Genomic DNA, 23009 nt, shown 5'->3' with positions numbered 1-23009 from the left:
CTGCTCCTTGCGCTCGAGGCAGGGCCTCAGCCCTGCCTCGCCTGATCTTGTGCATATGCGTCGATGATTTTTTGAACCAGATGATGTCTTACGACGTCCGACGGGCTGAACGTGTGGAAGGCGATGCCCGGAATCCCTTTCAACACGCGCTGCGCATGGACTAAGCCGGATAGCCTACCCGCAGGAAGGTCAATCTGCGTCACATCGCCCGTGATCACCATCTTCGAATGGAATCCGAGGCGAGTTAAAAACATCTTCATCTGTTCAATCGTCGTATTCTGAGCCTCGTCGAGGATCACGTAACTGTCCTCGAGCGTGCGCCCGCGCATGTACGCGAGGGGCGCAATTTCGATATTGCCGCGCTCGAGCGCGCGGATGACCTGCTCCTGACCGTAAATGTCGTGCAGCGCGTCGTACAGCGGCCGCAGATACGGGTCCACCTTCTCCTGGAGATCTCCCGGAAGAAAGCCGAGTTTCTCCCCCGCTTCGACAGCCGGGCGCGTCAGCACAATCCGCTTCACTTCTCCGCGCTTCAGCGCCATGACCGCCATTGCAACGGCAAGATACGTTTTTCCCGTACCCGCCGGTCCGACGCCAAACACAATATCGTTGCGGCGGATGGCGTCGACGTACCGCCGCTGCCCCAGGGTCTTGACCCGGATAGCCTTCCCTTTGTACGTCGTGCCAATTTCGGTCGTGTAGACGTCGATGACGTCGTCGAGATCGCCCGCATGCGCCATTTCAATCATATATCGATAATCCGATTCACCGAGTTGCATCCCGCGGCGAACCAAGGTGGTGACCACGCTCAGCAGGTGCTGAAGGCGTGAGACCTCACTTTCGTCACCCACGAACTGGATCTCCGTGCCCCGCACAATCACTTTCGCGGAAAACGACTGACTGAGCAGGTGCAAAAGCAAGTCGTTCGGCCCGAGTGCCTGCACCGCTTCTTCATTCGTCGGAAACACCCACTTCTTCGTCGCCGTCTGCTCAGCCAACGATGCACCATCCCCGTCCTTACGATTGCGCCGCGCCTTGGGACTTGGGCAAGCCTCCAATCTCCGGGATGGGGGCTTTCGCGCCGATGTCCTGCTGGACGCGCGTAAGTATGGTCGCGTATAGAGTACCACGCTCGAGACGCTCCTGTAAAATTGACTGGCCCAAAATGACCATGTCTCCGCCGGCGAGGGACCGGACGTCGGAAGCTGCCATGATGAGGGCCTCGTTCCGGGCCGCGGCAGCGTCCACGTGCCAAACCGAGGGCTTGACCTCGTAGAGCGTGGCGTGCACCCACTGCACGGGCAATCTCCATGTTCCCAAGTGCCAGTCGGTCTCGCGATCACGCTCGTACACCGCCGCAGGTGCTTCTTGAAATCCCCACACGCGCAGCCGCGCGCCACCCACTGCGAGGTACTCGCGCGAGACCGAAGCGCCGGTCAATCCTTGTGACGAAATTTGAAGCGGGATGGACACCTCGGACGTGTACCAAACCTCGGCGAAGACGTGCCCGCTCGCGGGTACGCTGGGGCCGCGATCCGTCAACAGCCCCGAGATGAGCACCTGCCCGGGGTAGACGAGCTGATGAGGCTTGACCATCACGCGCCCCCGCGACGCCTGCACGTCGAGGATCACGCCCGGACGCGTGGCGACAATGTTACACGGCTGTTGGCTTGCCTGGGGCACGCCCGGAATCTTCGGAATCCCGCGCACGACGGCGACCGAGCCCTTGATTTCCACTCCCACCCACACGTAATTTGGCGCGCGGGCCACCATCCGTTCGGCGAGTTCGGCGGGCGGCGCGAGGTGCGACTTCCACTGGCCGACCTGAAGCCCTGCCTCTGCCGCAGCCTGCCTCAACTCTGCCTCTTGGTCCTCGCCTTCCGCGCCCACAATCTCGACGCGCCACACGATGGACGACAGCGCGTAGAGCACGGCCACGAAGGCCACCGCTCCAACCGCAAACGCCTTCCGCTTTGCGAGGCGCCTCCACAGAAAGGGCACACCGTGGCGCTCGACGACGCAAAACCTCACGCCATAAGCCCGCCTCGACGCCATGAGGTGGCGAAGCGCGTCCGTACTCACGCGAAGCATCACGCCGTCCGCCTTGAAACGGACGTCCCGCACCACGACACCCTGACGCTGCAGTCGCGCGACGAGCTGTCCCGCGCCCGGCCCCGTCACCCAGAGCGTCGCGGATCCCTTCAAGAACCACTCTAGCCGGGAGTCGCTCATCGCAGGCCACCTCCGAAGCTCAGGCGGCGAACGCGCCCCACGGCGTGAATTTCCCGCTCCGTCACGAGCTTGATGACAAACGACTCGCCCTCGATCTCGACGACGCGATCGCCGAGATCGCAGGAGATGCGATCCGGCGAAATCTCGAGCAACGCCTTCGCGCCCTCGATGGTGACGTCGTCGCCCACGATGGTTACGCGAGCCACGGATTCGACAGCGTCGGGCGGGAGGCGGAGCAGATCCCCCGCGCGCCGCTTGATTGAAGACGTCCATCCCGGCATGGCCGATTCCTCCCCCTGGATGACTATGCGAGACAGGCTCGCGTTAACACCCGTGGGGATGTGCCGGTGAAATGAACGGAGGAGCCGTCCTCAGCGAACGGCTCCTCGTATTTTCAGATCCTTCATCGACCCTTCAGGCATCGACCCTTCAGGCGAGCAGGCGCTCGACAATTTGCTGGACGCGCCGCCCATCTGCCCGCCCGCGCACCGCCGGCATTAGCTCGCGCATGACTTTGCCCATGTCGGCCTTTCCGGCAGCGCCGACCCGCGCCATCACGTCCTTGGCCAACTGTTCGATCTCGTCGTCACCGAGCTGGGCCGGCAGATAGGACTCGAGCACCGCGATCTCCTGCTCGGCCTGTTCGATGAGATCCGTCCGATTCGCATCCTGAAACGCCTGGAGGGAATCTCGGCGCTGCTTGATCTCCTTCTGAATGACGCCCAACACGTCTTCATCCGTCAGCGCTCGGCCCAATTCGATTTCGCGATTTTTGGCCGCCGATTTCACCATCCGGATGACCGAGAGCCGGACCTTGTCCTTGTCTCGCATCGCCTGTTTCAGGTCCTCATTCAGCTGATCAAGGATGGCCATGATGCTTCCTCCCGATTCGCCTCAGTAGCTGCGGCGGCGCTTGCGCTGGGCTGCCTGGGCCTTCTTCTTTCGCGCGACGCTCGGCTTTTCATAATGCTCGCGCTTGCGAACCTCCGCCAACACGCCATCGCGGGCCATCTGCTTCTTGAAGCGGCGCAGCGCGCTGTCGATGGACTCATTTTTGCGCAGACGGACTTCCGACATGAGATCCCCTCCCCCCGGACACATCAGTTGTGGCCATTATAGTACAGCAGGAAATGCTCGTCAAACACGAATGCGCCCGCGGTGGACAGCATAGGTTGTCCTAGAACGGGAGGGAGGCGTATGATCACCCACATCCTTGCGACGTGCCTATCCCTCGTCGCCTTCCTCGGTGGCTTACGCCTCATGCGGTCCGGCTTCGAGCGCATGGCAGAAGGGCGCCTGGCGCACCTCATTCGGATTGCGGCCTCGACGCCCACGCGCGGGATACTCACCGGGGCCGTGAGCACTGCGCTGCTTCAATCCTCGGGGGCGGTGACCGCCATCACGGTCGGACTGGTTGCGGCCGGAAGTCTGGACTTCGCGAGCGGCTTAGGACTCGTGCTAGGAGCCAACGTAGGCACCACCATCACGCCCCAGTTGCTCAACCTGAATCTCTGGGGCATCGTGCTTCCCGCCCTCGGGGCGGGCCTCATGCTCTCCCTCTCCCCCAGACTCGAGCGCCGGCCGCTCGGCGAAGGGCTGGTGGGATTTGCCTGCCTGTTCATCGCCCTGCAGGCGCTCGCCGCCGCGCTCCGTCCGCTCGCGACGGCGCCCTTCTTTCACGAGGCGCTGGCCACCGCCGGCCGCCACATCCTCTGGGCAGCCCTCGCGGGTTGCGCCCTGAGCGCGCTCGTCCAGTCGTCCACGGCCACCACGGTCATCGCCATGGCTCTGGTCGGCGGACACATGATCCCCCTGGAAGGCGGCATTGCCATCTCACTTGGCGCCAACATCGGCACCTGTCTCACGTCCGTCATCGCGGCCATCGGCACACCGCGCGCCGCCCAGCGCATCGCGCTCGCCCACGTGCTCCTGAACAGCATGGGCGTCGCCGCGTTTCTCCCGGTCCTGCATCCGTTTGCGAGCGCGGTAGCGGCCCTGTCCTTTTCACCGAGCCAGGCGGTGGCGAACGCCAACACCGCGTTCAATATCCTCTGCACGCTCGCGGTCTGGCCTTTCACGCGCCCCTTCGCGCGGTTCCTTACCTGGATGCTGCCCGACGCACGCACGACCTAACGTCCTCACGCCTCGTCCAACAGCTTAAGCGCGGACGATGTGCCGAGCCGATCCGCACCAAACCGCAGCAGGTGGCGCGCGGCAATCGGCGTGCGAATGCCGCCGCTCGCCTTCACCCCTGCGCTGCCCGCGACCGCGACGGCCATCATGGCGACGTCGGCTGGACGCGCGCCCGCCTTGTGGTAACCCGTCGACGTTTTCACAAAGTCGGCGCCCGCCGCCGCCGACACCAAGGCACCCTTAATCACCGCGTCCGGCCCGAGCGCGCTCGTCTCCAGAATGACCTTCAGCGCCACGGACGGAAACCTGAGTCGCGCCACCTCCGCCACCGCGCGCACGGCCTGCGCATACGTCCACACGTCCCCCTCGGCCAGCGCGCCGACAGGCCCCACCATGTCGATCTCGTCCGCCCCCGCGGCAACGGCCTCGAGCGCCTCCTGGCGCATGGCGTTGACCGCCTGCGTCCCGTGCGGAAATCCGATCACGGTGCACACCCGGACGCCGCTAGCCGCCATCGCTTGCTTCGCCAGAGGCACGTGGCGCGGAGAGATGCACACCATCGGAAGGTTGTGTTGGATGGCCTCCAGGCACAGGTTTTGCACGTCGATCTCGCTCGCCTCTGGCTTCAGCAGTGTCGACTCGATGGCCGCCCTCACGGCACCTTGCGTCACCTCGCGAGGCAGCTGAAGGCTCTGTGGTTTCGGCAGAGGCAACTCTGGGAAGGTCACGGCCAACTCCTCGCGGCACGCCTCCACCAGTTTCCGAACGACAGGCTCTGCCTCGCGCCACGCCGCGACCAGATCATCCCACGGCTCGTCCGGCCCGAGCGACCGCCACGCCTCCTCGAGCCGCCCATCTCGCCACGCGAGAAGCGCCTCCGCCTTCTGAAACGCAAACCGCCAGTTCGCGTAGCCGCACTCGTCATGGCGCCGCTTCGCCTCATCCCACGGCAAAAAGTACGCCCCGTTCACTTCCTCGGCCTGGTGCACCGGCTCGGAGCCGTCTTCGGCCACCATGAGAAAGAGCCGCACCTGCTTGCGCACCGGCTCGCCACCGCGCTCGATGCGGTACTCCACGCGACCGATGTCGCCCGCGATGCGCGCGATGACGCCCGTCTCCTCCTGCACCTCGCGCAGCGCCGCCTGCTCCCACGACTCGCCAGGCTCGAGGTGGCCCTTGGGAAAGGAGACCTTGCCGTACTGATCGTCAATGAGGAGCACCTCGCGCGCGCCGTTTCGCTCGCGCACCACGACGCCCCCAGCTGCCCGCTCCACGCGCATCGTCACGACGTCATCCGCCCCCATTCCATCGCCTGCTCTTCGTCGGGGAACGTCACCTGCTCGAGAAACACAGCCCGGTGCACGCCCGGCCCGACGCCCGTCATCCGGACGCGGATGACCTCGCCGACCATCGACTCCAGCGGCACGCCGGAAGGCGCCTCAAACGCCACGCGGAGGTAGTGCCCGTCGTATCCCACGAGCATGCGGGACGCCTCCGGCAGGTTGCTGTACGCGCGGCGCGCCTCGTCGTCCGCCGAGACAAGCGGCGACTCCGCGATGACCTCGAGATCCCGCCCCACGAACGATGCGGCGTACGCCTGGCGCAGCTCATCTCCGAGCGCGATCATCCGCGCGACGCGCGCGCGCTTCACGTCCTCCGGCACCTGATCCTTGAACTTGTACGCCGCAGTGCCCCGCCGCGGGGAGTACGGAAACACGTGCAACTGCGCGTACCCCTGCGCGCGCACAAACGCGTACGTCTCCTCGAACTGCTCGTCCGTCTCGCCCGGAAAGCCGACGATCACGTCCGTCGTCACGGCGAGATCGGGCAAACGGCGGCGAAGCTCCCGGAGCTTGTCGGCGTACTCGGCCGTCGTGTAATGCCGGTGCATCCGCCGAAGCACCGGATCGGAGCCCGCCTGAAGCGGGATGTGCAGATGGGGCACCACCTTCTTGGACGCCGCGAGCACATCCATCAGCCGATCGTCGATCTCGCTCGCCTCAATCGAGCTGATCCGGATGCGGAACGGCAGGTCGATGCGCTCGAGATCCATCAGCAGATCCGCCAGGCGATAATGCTCAAAGTCCTCGCCATAGCCACCCGTGTGGATGCCCGTGAGCACAATCTCGCGATAGCCGGCCCGCGCCAGCTTCGTCGCCTGAAGCACCACGTTCTCCGGCTTGCGGCTGCGGATGAGCCCCCGCGCGCGCGGGATGATGCAAAACGTGCAGAAGTTGTTGCAGCCGTCCTGGATCTTGAGGTTGGCCCGAGACCGCTCCTCGAAGTACGGCACGTCGAGTTCGTCGAACTCGTTCGCCTTCATGATGTTGCCGACCGCGAGATACGGCTTGCGCTCCGCGAGGACGGCCTCGACGTGATCGACAATTTTCGACTTCTGGTCGTTCCCCACGACCAGATCCACGCCCTGAATGCGCGCGATCTCGTCAGGCGCAATCTGCGCGTAACAGCCCGTAACCACCACGACCGCGTCCGGGTTCGTGCGCACGGCGCGCCGGATCATCTGGCGACTCTTCCGATCGCCCGTGTGCGTGACAGTGCACGTGTTGACCACGTACACGTCTGCCACGCTGTCAAACGGCACCTGCGTATAGCCGCGCCGCTTGAACGTCTGCCATATCCCTTCGGTGTCATAGAAGTTCACCTTGCAGCCCAAGGTGTGAAATGCCACCGTCGGCACGTTTTCAACCTCCCATGTCGCCGCATTCGGCGAGCGCAATCGCGAGCGCCACCGCGCCCGCGGTCTCCGTGCGCAGGATGCGCGGACCGAGCGTGACCGTCTGGCAACGCGCGTCCTGCTTTGCATGCCGCCTTTCGCCGCTGGCAAGCCCGCCCTCCGGCCCAACCACCACGGCCGTTCGATTTCCAGCCCCGTGGACCCGCATGGCTGAACGAATGCCGCATTCGCGCTCTTCCTCGTCGAGCACGAGGACGTGATCGACCTCGTGCTCCGCGAGCACGGCAAGGGACGCGGGAAAGTTCGGCGCCCAGACCACAAACGGCACCACGTCGCGCTGGGCCTGCATCGCCGCTTCGCGCACGACCTTGCGCCAGCGCGCGAGCTTCTGCTCCACCTTCGCGGCGCCCGAGAGCTTGACCACCGAACGCTCGGCTTCAAACACGACAAAGCCCCAGGCGCCGATTTCCGTGCACTTCTGCAGGATGGTGTCCATCTTCTCGCCTTTGGCCAGTCCTTGGACCAGGACAAAGCGCCGCTTCGGTTCACTCGAAGGCGCGCGCTCGCGCAAGTGCAGGCAGATCTCGCCCGGGCGCACATCCGCGATCTCGGCCCAGAACGGCCCGTTGACTGCGGACGCCACGAGCACCTCGCCGGGTCGGGCGCGCAGCACGCGCGAAAAGTGATGCCCGTCTTCGCCGCGCACCCACACGCGAGAGCCTTCATCCACGTGGACGTCCAAAAACAGGCGCGGCAACATCAGCGCTTCACCGCCAACACGCTGACCCAGTCGTCCTTGTGCGCCCTGCGCACCACTGAAAACCCGTGATCCGCGAGCGCCTGCTCCACCTGCTCGCGCTGGGACTCGATGTAGCCGGATGTCAACAGGAGTCCGCCAGAAACAAGGCGCGGGCGCACCTGCGGCAGGAGCGCAATGACCACGTCGCGCAGAATGTTGGCCACCGCGAGGTCAAACATCTCGTCGGGGCGAAGCGCGGCCAAAAGGTCGCCTTCGCGCACATCAACGCGATCCTCGACCCTGTTCTTGCGCGCGTTGTCTCTTGCGGCCGATACAGCGACGGGATCGAGGTCGATGGCCACCACACGGCCGGCGCCGACGAGCGCCGCGGCGATGGCGAGCACGCCTGTGCCCGTTCCGACGTCCACCACGCGCATCCCAGGGCGGACCACCTCGGCCAGGATCTCGGCACACATCTGCGTCGTCTGGTGATGGCCCGTGCCAAAAGCCATGCCGGGCTCGATGGCGATGACGCGCCGGTCGCGGTACGGTTCGAGATCCGCCGGCTCGGCCCAGACAGGGGCAATAACCAGCGAATTCCCGACCGGAATGGGATGATATTGTTCCTTCCAGGCGTCCTTCCAGTCGGATTCATCCACGAGTTCCACGCGAACCTCCGAAGCCCGCGGGCCCGGATCCAGCCCCGCCTCTCGGACCCGACGAACCGCATCGCGCACGCGTCGCTCAACCTCGCCTCGGTCATGCGCCTCTGGAACGTACACCGAGACCTCGACGTCCGGCGTCGGCGTCAGCTGCTCGTCAAACCACTCGCCGAACCGCGGCGGCCTCACTTCCGCCGGAGAAATGCCCTCCATTTGTATGCCCTGCACGTCCGGATAACTCTCCAGCACAGCGGACAACGCATCCGCCGCTTCGTGCGCCACGCGCACGCGCACGTGCCACCAACGCAATGCGACGCCTCCTCACGACACCATGTTCATCTCGCCTCGCAGCCATCAGCCGAGAAACGCGTCCTTGACGCGCTCCATAAAGGTCCGCTGCTGCTCGTGCGTCTGCTCGCCGAGCTCCTTGGCAAGCTGGCGGAACAATTCCTTTTGCCGCTCCGTCAGGTTCGTCGGCGTGACCACGTGGACGCGAATGTGCTGATCCCCGCGCACGAGGGGCGATCCGAGCTTCGGAATCCCCTTGCCGCGCAGGCGGAACGTCGTGCCCGTCTGGGTGCCTTCCGGAATCCGCAGCTTCACCTTGCCCTCGAGCGTCGGCACCTCAATCTCGTCTCCCAGCGCCGCCTGCACAAACGAGATTGGCACGTCGACGTAAATGTTCGTGCCTTCGCGCTCGAACACCTCGTGCGGTTGGACGCGGATGACCACAAACAGATCGCCCGGCGGCCCTCCGTTCGGGCTCGGCTCGCCGTAGCCCGCCATGCGCAGACGCGTCCCGGTGTCGACACCCGGCGGAACTTTCACGTCCACACTGCGCCGCACCCGCCGCCTGCCCTGACCGCGGCAGTCCGGACACGGCTGATCGATGACCTGACCTCGCCCGTGACACACGGGACACGGGCGCCGGTTGATCATGCGGCCGAACGGCGTGTTCGTGACGGTCTGCTGCTCACCGGTGCCGTTACACGCTTGACAGACGCGCGGCTTCGTTCCCGGCCTTGCGCCGGCCCCCCCGCACGTCGAGCAGGTCTCGGTGCGGGGCACCTGGATCTCGCGGTTGGTCCCGAAGGCGGCCTCCTCGAACGAGATCTCCATCTCGTACTCAAGATCGTGCCCGCGCACAGGTCCGCGCCGCGTGCCTCCGCCAAAAAACATATCGAAGATGTCGCCAAAGCCGCCCAGGTCGAAATCCGCAAATCCAGCTCCCGCGCCCCCAGCCTGGCCCTGGAACCCGCCGAAGCCCTGCGCGGGATCTTCGTGGCCAAACTGGTCATAGCGCGCCCGTTTCTCCGGATCCGAGAGGACGGCGTACGCCTCCGCGATCTCGGCGAACTTCTGCTGCGCATTCGGGTCGTTCTTGTTGACATCCGGGTGATACTGGCGCGCGAGCTTCCGATACGCTTTTTTGATTTCTTCCTGCGTGGCGGACCGGCTGACACCGAGAACCTCGTAGTAATCTCGCTTGCTCACCGGTATCCCTCCAAACGACCACCGTCACTCCACACCATCTTACAACGAGGGCAGGGCGACGTCACGCGCATCACCCTGCCTGATTCATCCGCTCTTGCATCCTATGCGCTTGCGTTACTTCTTGTCCGGGTCCACTTCGCGGAAGTCCGCGTCCACCACGGTATCGGAAGCCTGCCCCGTGGTGCCCGTGGCACCAGCAGCGCCGGCCTGCTGCCCTGCGCCCGCCGACTGAGCCGCCTGTTCGTAAAGCTTCGTCGACAACTTGTGCAGCGTCTCCTGCAGGGCCTGGGACTTCGACTTGATGGCCTCGATATCCGATCCGGCCATCGCGTCGCGCAGTTCCTTCTGCTTCGATTCCGCCTCGCTCTTGAGAGACGCGTCGACTTTATCGCCGAGATCGCGCAGCAGCTTGTCGGTCTGATACAAGAGTTGGTCTGCCTGGTTGCGCACCTCCGCCTGCTCGCGCCGCTTCTTGTCTTCCTCGGCGTACATCTGCGCTTCCTTCATCATCCGCTCGACCTCTTCCTTGGACAGGCCGCTCGACGCGGTGATGGTAATGCGCTGAGACTTGCCGGTGGCGAGATCCTTCGCCGAGACGTGCACAATGCCGTTCGCGTCGATGTCGAAGGTGACCTCGATCTGCGGGACGCCGCGCGGCGCGGGCGGGATGTCGTTCAGCGTGAAGCGGCCGAGCGTCTTGTTGTCCGCGGCCATCTCGCGCTCGCCCTGCAGCACGTGGATTTCGACCGACGTCTGGTTGTCGGCCGCCGTGGTGAAGATCTGGCTCTTCGACGTCGGAATCGTCGTATTGCGCGGGATGATCCTCGTGAACACGCCGCCCATCGTCTCGATGCCAAGCGAAAGCGGCGTGACGTCGAGCAACACGATGTCCTTGACCTCGCCCGTCAAGACACCCGCCTGAATCGCGGCGCCGATGGCGACGACCTCGTCCGGGTTGACGCCCTTCGACGGCTCCTTGCCAATAAGGCGCTTGACCGCCTCCTGAACGGCTGGAATGCGCGTCGAGCCGCCCACCAGAATGACCTTGTCAATGTCAGCCGGCGTGAGTCCCGCGTCCTGCAGCGCCTGGCGGGTCGGCCCCATCGTCGCCTCGACGAGATCCGCCGTCAACTCCTCGAACTTCGCCCGCGTGAGGTTGACCTCGAGGTGCTTCGGTCCCGTCGCGTCCGCCGAGATGAACGGCAGGGAGATGGTGGTCGTCAAGGTGGACGACAACTCCTTCTTCGCCTTTTCCGCCGCATCCTTCAGGCGCTGCATGGCCATCCGGTCGTTCGACAGATCGATGCCGGTGTCCTTCTTAAAGAGGTCAATCAAGTACTGAATGATGCGGTTATCGAAGTCGTCGCCGCCGAGGTGGTTGTTGCCGCTCGTCGCCTTGACTTCGAACACGCCATCGCCGAGCTCCAGGATGGACACGTCGAACGTGCCACCGCCGAGGTCGAACACCAGGATGGTCTGGTCTTCCTCCTTGTCCAACCCGTACGCGAGCGCGGCCGCCGTCGGCTCGTTGATGATGCGGAGCACCTCAAGGCCTGCGATCCGGCCCGCGTCGCGCGTTGCCTGGCGCTGGCTGTCGCTGAAATACGCAGGGACGGTGATGACCGCCTGTGTGACCGGCTCGCCGAGGAACGCCTCTGCATCTGCCTTCAGTTTCTGCAGAATCATGGCGGAGATCTCCGGCGGCGTGTACGACTTGCCGTCGATGGTCACCTTGTAGTCGGTGCCCATATGGCGCTTGATGGAGATGATGGTCCTGTCCGGGTTCGTGATGGCTTGGCGCTTCGCGACGTCGCCCACGAGGCGCTCTCCGTCTTTCGTGAACGCCACGACCGATGGTGTCGTGCGATTGCCTTCGGCGTTTGGGATGACGACGGGTTCGCCGCCTTCCAACACCGCGACACAAGAGTTGGTGGTACCGAGGTCAATGCCGATGACTTTCCCCACTTCGCGTCCCTCCCCAGATCATAGACGATATTTCGTCTTCCATTGCGGATTCTCGCGGCTCAGACGCTAACCTTCACCATGGCCGGGCGCAGCACCTTTCCGTGCAGCAAATACCCCTTCTGCAGCACCTCGATTACGCGCCCAGGCTCCTGGCCTTCGACCTGCTCCTGCATGACCGCTTCGTGCTGCGACGGATCGAACGGTGCGCCGATGGCGTCCATCTCGGTCACGCCGTATTGATGCATCACTTGAATGAGCTGACGGTGCACCATCTCGATCCCCTGCTTCATCTGAGGCTCATCCACGCCCTCGAGCGCCTGGAGCGCGCGGTCAAAGTTGTCGAGGACGGGCAGCAAGTCGGCGAGCAGCTTCTTGGTCGCAAACTGAACGAGTTCCTCGCGCTCCTGGCGGGTGCGCCGGCGAAAATTGTCAAAATCCGCCCGCGTCCGCAGAAGCTGCTGCGTCAATTCCTCGATCTGCGCATCGCGCGGATCGGGCTCCGGGGCGGACGCGCCCTCCTCCTCGGCTGAATCGCCGGCCTCGTACGAGAGATCTTCCTCCGCCATCTCGGCCGGATCGACGCCCTCCGAAGACCGGGCGTCCCCTTCGGCATCCGCCTCCGCCGACTTCGGCTCCGCCTCTTCTTCGTTTGCGTTCGGATCCTTTACGACATCCTCCGCCACGAGCAACATCCTTTCTCCACTCCATCACCCGCTCGACGCAAATCGAGTCAAAAAGTCCGTAAGCGCCTGCGAGGTGAACGAGAGAATTTGCATGACGCGATTGTAATCCATGCGCGTGGGGCCCAACACTCCAATATGGCCCACCGGCACGCTACCCAAACGGTACGTCGTGGTGATGACCGTGCAGTCCTTGAGCTCCACCACTGCGTTTTCTGCGCCGATGCGCACTTCAATCCCGTCGTCTGCCTTCGGGAACCAGTTGGGGATGGACTCGTTCTGCTCCAGCAGGCTGAGAATGGGCTGCGCCTTGCCGACGTCGTGAAACTCCGGCTGCGCCAGCATGTTCGAGGCGCCGCCGATATAGACGGCCTCTTCGCGCTCCGGCACTTGGCACACCTCATTCAGGACGGCGATGGCATCCTCGAACCGCTCGACGGTCCGGCGCAATTCCCCGGCCAACTCCGCGTACAGCGTGCGCCGAAGCTCGGAGATGGGCACGCCGACCACCTTGTCGTTCAGCACGCGGACGAGCGTCTCGACGTCGTCCGCCTCCATCTCGGACGAAAACCGCACGTGCACGGTCTCCACATGCCCGGAGTTGGTGACCAGGATGGCGATGGCGCGGCCGCCGCCAAGCGGAATGAGCTCAATCTTGCGCAATTTCTCAGTGTCCGTCTTCGGCCCGAGCACGATCACCGTCTGCTTCGTCAGCATGGAGAGCACGTTCGCCACCTCGCGGGCGACCTGCTCCACCTCATCGATGCGCTTGGTGAAGACGGACTTCAAAAACTCGCCCGTCTCGCGATCCATCTGTCCCAGGCGCAACAGGTTATCGACATAGAACCGATAGCCCTTCTGCGATGGAACGCGTCCGGCCGAGGCATGTGGCTGCGTCAAATAGCCCATTTCCTCGAGATCTGCCATCTCATTTCGGATGGTGGCAGGGCTATATTGAATCTCCTCATGTTTGGCGAGTGCCCGCGAACCGATGGGTTCCGCCATCCGGACGTAGTCCTCGATGATCGCGGACAATATCAGTTGCTGTCGGGGCGTCAACATGGTCTCGCCTCCTTGTTAGCACTCCAGGCGCTCGAGTGCTAAACCACTCTCCTTGACAATATCAATCTGGTCGCGCGTTGTCAATGGATGTCGGCCGCCCCAATCCACTGCTCAAAGATGGCGTTCGCGACGGGCCAATAAGCGTCTGGGATGCGGTAGGCCGATCCTCGCTGCTCCAGCAATCCGTCGGCCAACAGTCGCTCGACGACGCCCGGAAACACGTCCTCGATAGTCCGCCCAAATCGGCGCTCGAAGCGTTGCCTGTCCACGCCTTCCGCCAGGCGCAGCCCGAGGATCACCTGGTCTTCCGCGCGCTCGGCAACCGGCACGCGTTGCCGCGCGGACACGGGCCTTCGCCCCTCGCGCACGGCGGCCAGATAGGCGGAGAAGCGGCGGTCCATCGCGTACCGCTCGCCGCGGACGTATCCATGCGCCCCAATCCCACTCGCGCTATACGGCTCGTTTCGCCAATACACCAGGTTGTGCCGGGCCTCTCCGCCGGGCCGAGCGAAGTTCGAAATCTCGTAATGGACAAACCCGGCGTCGCGCAGGACGTCGCGCACGAGCCGGTACATCTCCGCCTCTGCGTCTTCCCCGGGCAGATTGAGCAGGCCCATCTCATGCCACTTGGCAAACGGCGTGCCGGGTTCGATCTTGAGCCAGTAGGCGGAGACGTGATCGACGGGAAGGCGCAGGACCGCTTCGACGCTTTCCGCCACGTCGTGGAGCGTCTGATCCGGAAGCCCAAACATCAGGTCGACATTCACGTGCGGAAAACCAGCGTCGTGTGCGGCCCAGACGGCTTCTTCAATCGCATCGCGCAGATGGGCGCGTCCGATGGCCTGCAGCAGATGGTCCTGGAACGCCTGTGCGCCGAACGAGATGCGGTTGACGCCGTGATGGCGCAGCACGCGGAGCTTTTCCCGGGTGATGGAGTCGGGATTCGATTCGAACGTGATTTCCGCATCGGCGCGGAACTCGAAGCGCCGATGCAGGGCGGTCAACAAACGATCGAGGAGCGAAGCGGAGAGCAGTGTCGGCGTCCCGCCGCCGAAGTACGCTGTGGCGAGCGGGGCCTCCATCGGTTCCATCAGGTCCCACTCTGCCACCAGCGCGTCCACATACGCCTCCATTGCGGAGGGCGACTTCACAAAGGTGGTGAAGTCGCAGTAGAAACAGCGGCTCTTACAAAAAGGAATGTGCACATACAAGGATTGAGGCGCGCGGTGCTCTTCTCGATCTTCCACAGACATCACTCCATTTTCAGCACGGCCATGAACGCCTCCTGAGGCACCTCGACGCGCCCGACCTGCTTCATCCGCTTCTTGCCTTCCTTCTGTTTCTCGAGGAGCTTCCTCTTGCGCGTGATGTCGCCGCCGTAACACTTCGCGAGCACGTTCTTGCGCATGGCGCGAATGGTCTCGCGCGCGATCACGCGGCTGCCGATGGCCGCTTGAATCGGCACCTCGAACAGCTGGCGCGGAATGATCTCCTTCAATTTTTCACAGACGATGCGTCCGCGCTCATAGGCCTTGTCCTTGTGGACGATGAAGGACAGCGCGTCGACCACCTCGCCGTTCAGAAGGATGTCGAGCTTGACAAGGTTTGACGGTCGATACCCAATGAACTCGTAGTCGAAGGACGCGTACCCCTTCGTGGACGATTTCAACCGGTCGAAGAAGTCGTACACGATCTCGGCCAGCGGCAGATCGTACACGATGGTCGTGCGCGTGTCGTCGAGATACTGCATGTCCTGGAACTGCCCGCGCTTTTCCTGGCACAGTTCCATGATGTTGCCCACGTACTCCTTCGGCGCGAAGATGGTGGCGCGCACGAATGGCTCCTCAATCCGCTCGATTCGATCCGGGCTCGGCATCTTGCTTGGATTGTCGATTTCCTCCATCGTTCCATCCGTCCGATACACGCGATACACCACGCTTGGCGCCGTTGTGATGAGCGCCAGTCCGTACTCGCGCTCCAGCCGTTCTTGCACAATCTCCATGTGCAGCATGCCGAGAAATCCGCAGCGAAAGCCGAATCCGAGTGCACTCGACGTCTCCGGCTCATAAGTCAACGCGGCGTCGTTCAGCTCCAGCTTCTCGAGCGCTTCGCGCAGATCCTCATAATCCGCAGAGTCCACAGGATACAAGCCGCAGAACACCATGGGGTTGATCTTGCGGTAACCGGGCAGTGGCTCGGCCGCCGGGCGCAGGGCATCGGTGACCGTGTCGCCGACGCGCGTGTCGCGCACGTTCTTGATGCTCGCCGCAAAGTACCCGACTTCGCCGGCCTCCAGCCGGTCGACCGGCGTCATCTTCGGGCGAAACACGCCCACCTCGTCGACCTCGAACTCCTTGTCCGTCGACATCATCTTGATCCGCATGCCCTTCTCGATGGCGCCATCGAACACGCGGATATACACGATCACGCCGCGATACGAGTCGTAATGGGAGTCGAAGATGAGCGCCTTCAAGGGCGCGTCGGGATCGCCCGACGGAGCCGGGATCCGGGTGACCACCCGCTCCAGCACTTCCTCGATGCCGATGCCCGCCTTCGCCGAAGCCAAGACCGCGTCCGACGCGTCGAGGCCAATGACGTCTTCAATCTGTTGCTTCACCCGCTCCGGGTCGGCGCTCGGCAGATCGATCTTGTTGATGACCGGGATGATTTCCAGGTTGTTGTCGATTGCGAGGTAGACGTTTGCGAGCGTCTGCGCCTCCACACCCTGCGAAGCATCGACGACAAGCAACGCCCCCTCGCACGCCGCGAGCGAACGAGAGACCTCATAGGTGAAGTCGACGTGGCCCGGCGTGTCGATCAGGTTCAGGACGTACTCCTGCCCGTCCTTTGCGCGGTAGTTCAGCCTCACGGCCTGCAGCTTGATGGTGATCCCCCGCTCCCGCTCGAGATCCAACTGGTCAAGCAGCTGATCCTGCATCTCACGCGGGCTGACCGCCCCCGTGAACTCCAAAATGCGATCCGCCAGTGTGGACTTGCCGTGATCGATATGCGCGATGATAGAAAAGTTCCGAATATGTTCCTGACGTTCGCCCTTTGCCACGTTCATCCTCCTCGGTGCGCCACGCGCCCGTCCGCACGATGCAGGCCGCCGTGCACAAAAGAAACCGCGCCCAGTGCGCGGCCTGCCGATATCATATAGATGAGTATAGCACGGGCCGCGGCGACTCGCCACGCCCACTCCGCTCAGGGAATTTCAATGAGAATGAGAGTGTGTGTGTCCGTCCCCGGAGACAAAGACACCGATGGACTCAAAGCCTTCCTTCACCACGAAGTAAAGGATGCCGCAAGCCGCGAGGGGATCGACCCACCACCAGTGAAGCAGGTCGTTCAAAGCCAGTCCTGCGAGGAGGGTCCAGGACATGTAACCGCAGGTGAACGAGCACATGGCGTCTCCGCACAGTGCGGGACTGTCGAGGAGTTGACCGTAGCGAAGCTTCTCGACCGCGAGCCAAGGGGTGACCAAGCTCGAAGCGAGGGCCACGGCGAGCCCCAGCCAGGTGGCGGAAGGACCTTGTTGCAGGCGAATGGCCTGGCCGGACTTCACGGCCACATACGCGGCGAGGGCGAATAGACACAGGGCGACAAATCCGCTTGTCCACCGCTCTACAGGATGTCGCCGATCCACGCTCGCGCCCGTGTGGATCTCCACGTACAATCGAACCACGAGGAGCATCGCGCTTACCAGTTCAATCGCGCTGTCGACGCTGAACGCGGACAGCGCCAAGCTGCCGGCGCGATAGGCCGCGATGGCGGAAAACACGGCTTCGCAGGTGATCCAGCCCACCGAGAACAATTCCAGTTCCAACGCGCCGCGCAGGCGCTTTTCGCGCAGAGATTGCATCGCGACCTCCGGTCAATTCGTATTGAGAAAGAGCGCGTTGAGCACACTCTTGAGCACGGAGCCAAACACATGGCTGACCTTTTCCCCGACGTACACACCCCCGGTGTCCATCGCGGCTGCGAGCGCGCTGTTCGCGGCGTCCTCGGGATCGGGTGACGGCCCATTGCCCGACGCCACCCCGGCAGGCGCGGGATTCGAGTACTCGAGCACGGGCGCCTGGGTCGAACCCACGTTGGGCGATGGGAATGCGCCCGAGTCGACCCCAGCGCCCACCCCGACCGTCCCGGGGGATGTCGAGCCACCCGTCACCTCCACCGAGGGGACACCTGTACCGAGATGGCTCATGAACGAGGACACGACGCTGAATACGGTGCCACTCGTGCCTAGAAGTAGAGTCAGGAAGATGGCGACGGCCAATCCCTGCTTCAGCCGCCGACGCGCGTGCTGCCATGTTGTCTTCATCTGCGCTTCCTTCCTTCGCGTAGAGTTTCTTTTCTCTACAGCCTACGCTCATTTGTCCAAACTTATGACTCGGATAGAGACTTGAGAGCGGCAGGAACCGGAGGCCGGAGTCGCGAATCGTAGGGGTGTGACAAGCAACCCGCGCTTACGCCGAAGCACATCGGCGCCGAAAACAAATTCATGAGGGAAGGGGGCATCTCTCGTGAGCGGAGACCTGGTCATGTGGCCGATGTCCGCAAGCGGCGTTGCCTATGCGGCTACACCCAACCCAGGATCAGGTGGCCCGCCAGACGCGGAAGAGTCGTTCGCCAGTGCCCTCGCGCTGTACACCTACGCGCTGAGCGCCGAATGGCCAAATGCGACCACCACCCAGGCACAGCCGCTGGAGGCAGCAACCCCGCCGGCCGAAGCGCTCGACGGCACATCGTGGCCTAACTGGGTGACGCCACTTTCTCCCGCGCCCATGGAGACCGAGCAGGATGGCTCGCTCGAGGCGCTCATTCGCCAGGCAGCAGACAAATACGGCCTGCCGGCGGCGTTGCTCCAAGCCGTGATCGAGCAGGAGTCGGGGGGTAACCCGAACGCCACGTCGGAGGCTGGCGCGATGGGCCTGATGCAGCTCATGCCCGCTACGGCGGCGGCGTATGGCGCCACGCAGCCCTACAATCCGGCTGAGAACATCGACGCGGGCGCCCACTACCTCGCGGACCTTTTGGCGCGGTACCAGGGCAATGTCGAGCTGGCGCTTGCCGCGTACAACGCGGGCCCGGGCGCGGTGGACGCGTATGGCGGCGTGCCTCCGTATCCCGAGACCCAGGCCTACGTGCGCGACGTCCTCGAGAAGGCCGGCCTGTGACGTCAGTGCGTCACCAGGTCGGCGTCTTCGAACGTCATCGCCGGATGAAGCGCCACGTTCAAGCTCTTGGCGATGAGGTAGGCGACGTTCTCCATGAACTCGTCGACTTCCTTCGGCGCGACGACGAGGTTCTGCTCGACGGGCTCCAGCACTTCTCGCACCAACTGCCACTTCTCCTGGCTTGTCAGCTGATCCAGCAACCGATTGGCGGCGTTGCCCGGCACCTGCCGACCCAGCTCACGAAACACCAGCTCGATCGCGTCACTCGCGATGGTGGCCGCGTCCACGACAGTCGGAACGCCGATGGCAATCACGGGCACGCCCAGCGTCTCCTTGTCGATGGCCTTCCGGTGATTGCCCACGCCGGCCCCAGGCTGAATCCCCACGTCGGAAAGCTGGATGGTGCGGTGCAGACGCTCGAGGGATCGTGCGGCGAGGGCGTCCACAGCCAGCACCACGTCGGGCTTGATGCGTTCCACCACGCCGAGAACGACCTCGCTCGTCTCAATGCCCGTCAGCCCAAGCACCCCGGGGGCGAGCGCTGCGATGGATCGGTAGCCCTCACCGCCGGCGAGCACCTCAGGCATGTAATGGAACAGGTGACGCGTGACAAACAGCCGGTTCACGACCATCGGCCCCAGTGCGTCGGCCGTGACATGCTCGTTCCCGAGGCCAATGACGAGCGCCGTCTTCGCCCGCTCAGGCAAAAGGCGCTTCAATTCGTCTGCCAGAATACGGGTTAGCCTGTCCTCCAGGTCAAAGTCCCGTCGGCGCATGCCGGGCGCTTCGATGGTGACATAGGTGCCCTTCCGCTTCCCGAGGCGCCTCGCGGCGACCTGCGTGGAGACGCGAACTCGCGTGATGACCACGCCTTCATGCTCTTCCCGCTCCTCTTCCACCCCTCGAATGTGACCTTCCCGAAGCGCCAGTTCTCGCGCCTCTACAGCGAGATCCGTGCGAGGAGAGGATCTCGAAATCGGCAAGTGGCACGGCTTCAGGCGCACCTTCCGCGCCGCGTTCCATGAAATGACCATTGGTCGCCCTCCCCGTGTATTGCGGTCGTCCCCCAGGATGTGTTACACTCTCTGTCGTCTGTAGATTGCCGCCCGGCCCGGTTCCCATGCCGATGCGTCGGCGAGTTGTGAGAAGTGAGGTGACATCATGGCCAATATCAAATCCGCGAAGAAGCGGGTGTTGATCACGAAGCGCAACACGTTGCGCAACCGCTCCATCAAGTCGGCGCTGCGCACGCATATCCGCAAGTTCGAAGCAGCATTCGCGGCGCAGGACGTGGAAGAGGCGCAGGCTCGACTCCGCACGGCGCTCCGCGCTTTGGACAAAGCGGTGACCAAGGGCGTGATCCACCGCAACACCGCCGCGCGCAAGAAGTCACGCCTCGCGAAACGCTTCAACACGTTGCTGAAGGAAAAGCAGGCGCAGCAGGCGTAATGATGCGCCCACCTCAAAGGCGACTCTCGGGAGTCGCTTTTTGTTTTTGCATCAGCCGTTCCACATGACCGTGGGCGAGATCGCGCTTTGCCAGCGCCACCAGCTTGGCGACCATGGGACCGCCGAGATGTCCCCCAATCTCCCCGGCCTCCTTGGCCGTGAGGGCGCCATTCTCCCCCTCGTCCGTATAGGACACCCCGAGCCGATCCGCCACGAGCTTGGCGGCGGATGGCTTTTCGGGCACCGTCCACGGCACCTGACGGAGCTTCCCGTCTGGGCCAATCACGTTCACGGTGGGCGCATCCCTGTCGTTCAACCGAATCGCCTCCCTGACTTGCATGCAGGTCTTTTCCGCTACTGTGCCCGGATTCGCGCTGCCGTACTCGCCGCACGCGCGAGTTCCATGAGCACCAGATTCAACGCCACCTCGGGCGCCAGACGCCCGCGTTTCACGTCCCACTCCGCATCCGCAAGCACGCGCACAAGTCTCGCAAGCTTCTGCTCCGGAAACCGCGCGGACTGGCGAGCGGCCATGCGCAGGGCGTACGGATGGACACCAAGCTCCTTCGCTCGCCGCTCCAGGTTGGCAGCTCCTTTCGCGAAGGCCATGAGCCGCACCTGACGGGCCAAGAGGGCGATGAGCGAGAACGCGTCGTATCCTTGGCGCGCAAGCCCATCCAATGCTTCGAAGACGGCGGCGACCTGGCCTTGAACCGCCCAATCGACCCAGGTGAACACGCTGTCTTCGGCTTGCATTGGCACGAGTTCCAAGACGTGATCGCGCGTAATCGCGTCTCCGCCGGCATATGCCCGGAGTTTGTCGAACTCGTTCATGGCGAGTGTCAGCGACCGCGTGCGGCGCCACAGTTCCGCCAGCGCGTCCTTTTCGATGGCAACCGCCTTCGATCGCGCCAAGCGCTCGAGCATGACCACCGCATCGCGATCTCGACTCGGCACAGGACACGCGATCACGGCGTGGCGCTTCGCCAGCTTTGTCACACGGCGCCGCTCGTCCAATTTGTCAGAGGCAACCGAAAGCACAAGCGTCCGACCCGGAACTGGCTGTTCGAGGTAGGTGGCCAACCGATCCGCGTCCGGGCCGGATCGGCCGTCGGGCGTAAACGCGATCGCGTTGCGAACGTAGACGAGGGGCGTGTCTCCGAGAAGAGAGAAGGAACACAACTCCATTTCGGCCGGCTCAAAGCCGTCCTCCTGGTAGTCGAACCGGAGAATGGATGGAAAATGCTGATTTCGAATCAATTCGTCGCAAAACCAGTCAAACAGCCCAATTTCGCTCCCGTACAGGAGGTAGACCGAGGCTGGACCTGCCTGTGTGACGTGATCGATGGCGTCAAAGATCTCCAAACGACATGCGCCTCCCGGATCGAGTATACCCGATCCGAGAGGCGCGACAGCGCGCGGTGATTTCAGATGCGCACGACTTCCTTCGCGTGATTGCCGGCAAGGCGCAAGCCTCCCAGTTCCCAAAGGTACTTGGCCTTGCTCCCTTCCTTCGCCAACGCGCCCATGACGCCCTTGATGGGCACGCCGAGGAAGCTGCCGACGCCCACCTCCGACCCGAGCGAGCAGAGGGTGCCCCAATCGCGCGGTTTGAAGGGCTGCATCTCGCGGCGACGCTCCCGCAACAAGATGTTCTTCGCCGCAAGCGGCCCCATCTGCTCCGCGTTCTGCGCGGTCGGCGCATAGGGCCTGCCGTTTTCGTCCTCCGCCCACGCGCTGTCCCCTGCCACGAAGATCTGTTCGTCGTCGACCGATTGCAGGTACGCGTTCACCTTGGCGCGGCCGCGGCGGTCCACCGTGAACCCGGCCTCGCTCAGGATGGGGTTGGCGCGCACGCCGCCGGTCCACACAATGGTGCCGGCCTCGACCTTTTCCCCTCCGTCCAGGTGAATGACGCCCTCCGTGACCTCGTTGATCTTGGCATTCGTGCGGAGTTTACCGCCGCGCTTTGTGATGGTTTCGACGACATACGGCCGCAGGTGCTCCGCGACCATGGGAAGAATGGTCGGCATCGCCTCAATGCACTGAACGTCGACTTTCTCCCACGGAATGTCCAATTCCCTGCAGAGCTTCGGAAGATATTCCAACAGCTCTCCCATCAGCTCGATGCCCGTAAGCCCCGCGCCGCCGAGCACAATCCGCAAGTGGCGCTCGTCGCCATCCTGTTTATACAGCCTGAACTGCTCATCGATGTGGCGGCGAATCTCCACCGCGGAATCGAGATTCGTGATGCTTAGGCTGTACTCTTTCAGCCCCTTGATCCCGAAGTACTCCGACACCCAACCCAGCGCGTAGATCAGGTAATCGTACCCAATTTCCCCCTCGGTCGTCTTCAGAACGCGCCGCTCCCGATCAATCCCGGTGACGGTCGCCACCACGAGCTCAGACGAGTCATTCCGCAGGACTTCCTTGATGGGGATCTTGTACTTGTCGCCGACGTCCCGCCCGCCAGCTACCTCGTGCAGCAGAATGGTAAGATAATGGTAATCATGGTTGTTCACGAGGGTAAACGGGATCCCCTGCCTGTCCAGATAGGCCGCCGCCATCATGCCTGCGTAACCCGCGCCAGCAATCACAATTTTGCTCATGTGCGTCCTCTCCAGTTCCCAGTTTGCTTCGTCTTTCTTTTCATGTCCGATCGCGCCATGCCGGACCGAACACTTCCATCGCACAATCATAGCACAACGGTGGTCGAAG

24 protein-coding genes are annotated in these 23009 nt (G+C 63.5%); 3 read left to right on the top strand and 21 right to left on the bottom strand.

From position 1 onward, the window contains the following. Positions 1–26 precede the first annotated feature (26 nt). The 5 genes from AC27E8_RS02520 to rpsU all read right to left on the bottom strand — a co-directional run bounded on the left by AC27E8_RS02520 (position 27) and on the right by rpsU (position 3309). Complete coding sequence (locus AC27E8_RS02520) at positions 27–998, bottom strand: PhoH family protein (protein WP_014464853.1); 972 nt, start codon at positions 996–998, stop codon at positions 27–29. A gap of 19 nt (positions 999–1017) precedes the next feature. Beyond that, positions 1018–2232, bottom strand: a complete 1215-nt coding sequence (locus tag AC27E8_RS02515; protein WP_487099397.1) for a sporulation protein YqfD — start codon at positions 2230–2232, stop codon at positions 1018–1020. Continuing rightward, positions 2229–2513 (bottom strand): YabP/YqfC family sporulation protein, encoded by a 285-nt coding sequence (locus AC27E8_RS02510; protein ID WP_014464855.1) that lies wholly within the window; start codon positions 2511–2513, stop codon positions 2229–2231. Before AC27E8_RS02510 ends, AC27E8_RS02515 begins: the two co-directional genes overlap by 4 nt. Before the next feature lie 148 nt (positions 2514–2661). Beyond that, complete coding sequence (locus AC27E8_RS02505) at positions 2662–3105, bottom strand: GatB/YqeY domain-containing protein (protein ID WP_014464856.1); 444 nt, start codon at positions 3103–3105, stop codon at positions 2662–2664. 21 nt (positions 3106–3126) lie between these two features. Then, positions 3127–3309 carry a 30S ribosomal protein S21 gene (gene rpsU, locus AC27E8_RS02500; protein ID WP_008337132.1) on the bottom strand — a complete coding sequence of 61 codons (183 nt, stop codon included), beginning with the start codon at positions 3307–3309 and terminating at the stop codon, positions 3127–3129. Positions 3310–3429: 120 nt separating this feature from the next. Here rpsU and AC27E8_RS02495 point away from each other — a divergent pair, with 120 nt between their 5' ends. Continuing rightward, entirely contained in the window at positions 3430–4365 is a 936-nt protein-coding gene (locus AC27E8_RS02495; protein ID WP_487099398.1) for a Na/Pi cotransporter family protein, read from the top strand. A 5-nt stretch (positions 4366–4370) separates the two neighbouring features. On the opposite strand, the gene deoC is transcribed toward AC27E8_RS02495, so the two are convergent. The 12 genes from deoC to AC27E8_RS02435 all read right to left on the bottom strand — a co-directional run bounded on the left by deoC (position 4371) and on the right by AC27E8_RS02435 (position 17986). Further along, on the bottom strand, positions 4371–5669 hold the full coding sequence (deoC, locus tag AC27E8_RS02490; protein WP_487099399.1) for a deoxyribose-phosphate aldolase: 1299 nt from the start codon (positions 5667–5669) through the stop codon (positions 4371–4373). Then, positions 5648–7063, bottom strand: coding sequence for a tRNA (N(6)-L-threonylcarbamoyladenosine(37)-C(2))-methylthiotransferase MtaB (mtaB, locus tag AC27E8_RS02485; RefSeq protein WP_487099400.1), 1416 nt, complete (start codon positions 7061–7063; stop codon positions 5648–5650). Before mtaB ends, deoC begins: the two co-directional genes overlap by 22 nt. 4 nt (positions 7064–7067) lie before the next feature. Then, positions 7068–7820, bottom strand: a complete 753-nt coding sequence (locus AC27E8_RS02480) for an RsmE family RNA methyltransferase (RefSeq protein ID WP_487099401.1) — start codon at positions 7818–7820, stop codon at positions 7068–7070. Continuing rightward, complete coding sequence (gene prmA / locus AC27E8_RS02475) at positions 7820–8770, bottom strand: 50S ribosomal protein L11 methyltransferase (RefSeq protein ID WP_487099402.1); 951 nt, start codon at positions 8768–8770, stop codon at positions 7820–7822. Before prmA ends, AC27E8_RS02480 begins: the two co-directional genes overlap by 1 nt. A gap of 45 nt (positions 8771–8815) precedes the next feature. Continuing rightward, entirely contained in the window at positions 8816–9955 is a 1140-nt protein-coding gene (gene dnaJ, locus AC27E8_RS02470; protein ID WP_487099403.1) for a molecular chaperone DnaJ, read from the bottom strand. Between the two features lie 114 nt (positions 9956–10069). Next, complete coding sequence (dnaK, locus tag AC27E8_RS02465; protein ID WP_487099404.1) at positions 10070–11920, bottom strand: molecular chaperone DnaK; 1851 nt, start codon at positions 11918–11920, stop codon at positions 10070–10072. Between the two features lie 59 nt (positions 11921–11979). After that, entirely contained in the window at positions 11980–12612 is a 633-nt protein-coding gene (gene grpE / locus AC27E8_RS02460) for a nucleotide exchange factor GrpE (protein WP_487099405.1), read from the bottom strand. Between the two features lie 15 nt (positions 12613–12627). Then, positions 12628–13662 carry a heat-inducible transcriptional repressor HrcA gene (gene hrcA, locus AC27E8_RS02455; RefSeq protein WP_487099406.1) on the bottom strand — a complete coding sequence of 345 codons (1035 nt, stop codon included), beginning with the start codon at positions 13660–13662 and terminating at the stop codon, positions 12628–12630. 80 nt (positions 13663–13742) lie between these two features. Beyond that, complete coding sequence (hemW, locus tag AC27E8_RS02450; RefSeq protein ID WP_487099407.1) at positions 13743–14915, bottom strand: radical SAM family heme chaperone HemW; 1173 nt, start codon at positions 14913–14915, stop codon at positions 13743–13745. Further along, the gene (gene lepA / locus AC27E8_RS02445; RefSeq protein WP_487099408.1) at positions 14915–16729 is read right to left on the bottom strand and encodes a translation elongation factor 4; all 1815 of its coding nucleotides are present in this window, start codon (positions 16727–16729) and stop codon (positions 14915–14917) included. The genes hemW and lepA overlap by 1 nt, the downstream gene beginning before the upstream one ends. Positions 16730–16876: 147 nt before the next feature. Then, positions 16877–17524 carry a cation efflux transmembrane domain-containing protein gene (locus tag AC27E8_RS02440; protein ID WP_487099409.1) on the bottom strand — a complete coding sequence of 216 codons (648 nt, stop codon included), beginning with the start codon at positions 17522–17524 and terminating at the stop codon, positions 16877–16879. A 12-nt stretch (positions 17525–17536) separates the two neighbouring features. Continuing rightward, positions 17537–17986, bottom strand: coding sequence for a hypothetical protein (locus AC27E8_RS02435; protein ID WP_487099410.1), 450 nt, complete (start codon positions 17984–17986; stop codon positions 17537–17539). A gap of 202 nt (positions 17987–18188) precedes the next feature. Here AC27E8_RS02435 and AC27E8_RS02430 point away from each other — a divergent pair, with 202 nt between their 5' ends. Beyond that, positions 18189–18842: a lytic transglycosylase domain-containing protein gene (locus tag AC27E8_RS02430; RefSeq protein WP_487099411.1), complete on the top strand. Its 654-nt coding sequence runs from the start codon at positions 18189–18191 to the stop codon at positions 18840–18842. A gap of 2 nt (positions 18843–18844) precedes the next feature. Here AC27E8_RS02430 and gpr read toward each other — a convergent pair whose 3' ends face one another. Then, entirely contained in the window at positions 18845–19876 is a 1032-nt protein-coding gene (gene gpr, locus AC27E8_RS02425; RefSeq protein ID WP_487099412.1) for a GPR endopeptidase, read from the bottom strand. A 127-nt stretch (positions 19877–20003) separates the two neighbouring features. Between gpr and rpsT the strand changes: the two genes are divergently transcribed. Then, positions 20004–20291: a 30S ribosomal protein S20 gene (gene rpsT, locus AC27E8_RS02420; protein ID WP_014464873.1), complete on the top strand. Its 288-nt coding sequence runs from the start codon at positions 20004–20006 to the stop codon at positions 20289–20291. A gap of 13 nt (positions 20292–20304) precedes the next feature. On the opposite strand, the gene AC27E8_RS02415 is transcribed toward rpsT, so the two are convergent. From AC27E8_RS02415 to AC27E8_RS02405, 3 genes are all read right to left on the bottom strand, one after another. Then, positions 20305–20607, bottom strand: a complete 303-nt coding sequence (locus tag AC27E8_RS02415) for a small, acid-soluble spore protein, alpha/beta type (protein WP_041695298.1) — start codon at positions 20605–20607, stop codon at positions 20305–20307. A gap of 38 nt (positions 20608–20645) precedes the next feature. Further along, positions 20646–21656: a DNA polymerase III subunit delta gene (gene holA, locus AC27E8_RS02410; RefSeq protein ID WP_487099413.1), complete on the bottom strand. Its 1011-nt coding sequence runs from the start codon at positions 21654–21656 to the stop codon at positions 20646–20648. A 62-nt stretch (positions 21657–21718) separates the two neighbouring features. Next, a complete protein-coding gene (locus AC27E8_RS02405) occupies positions 21719–22900 on the bottom strand; it encodes an NAD(P)/FAD-dependent oxidoreductase (protein ID WP_487099414.1) in 1182 nt (393 codons plus the stop codon). Positions 22901–23009 lie beyond the last annotated feature (109 nt).

This window comes from Alicyclobacillus sp. CIJ1 (genome assembly GCF_057538885.1).
This window is presented reverse-complemented; position numbering and strand designations above follow the sequence as displayed.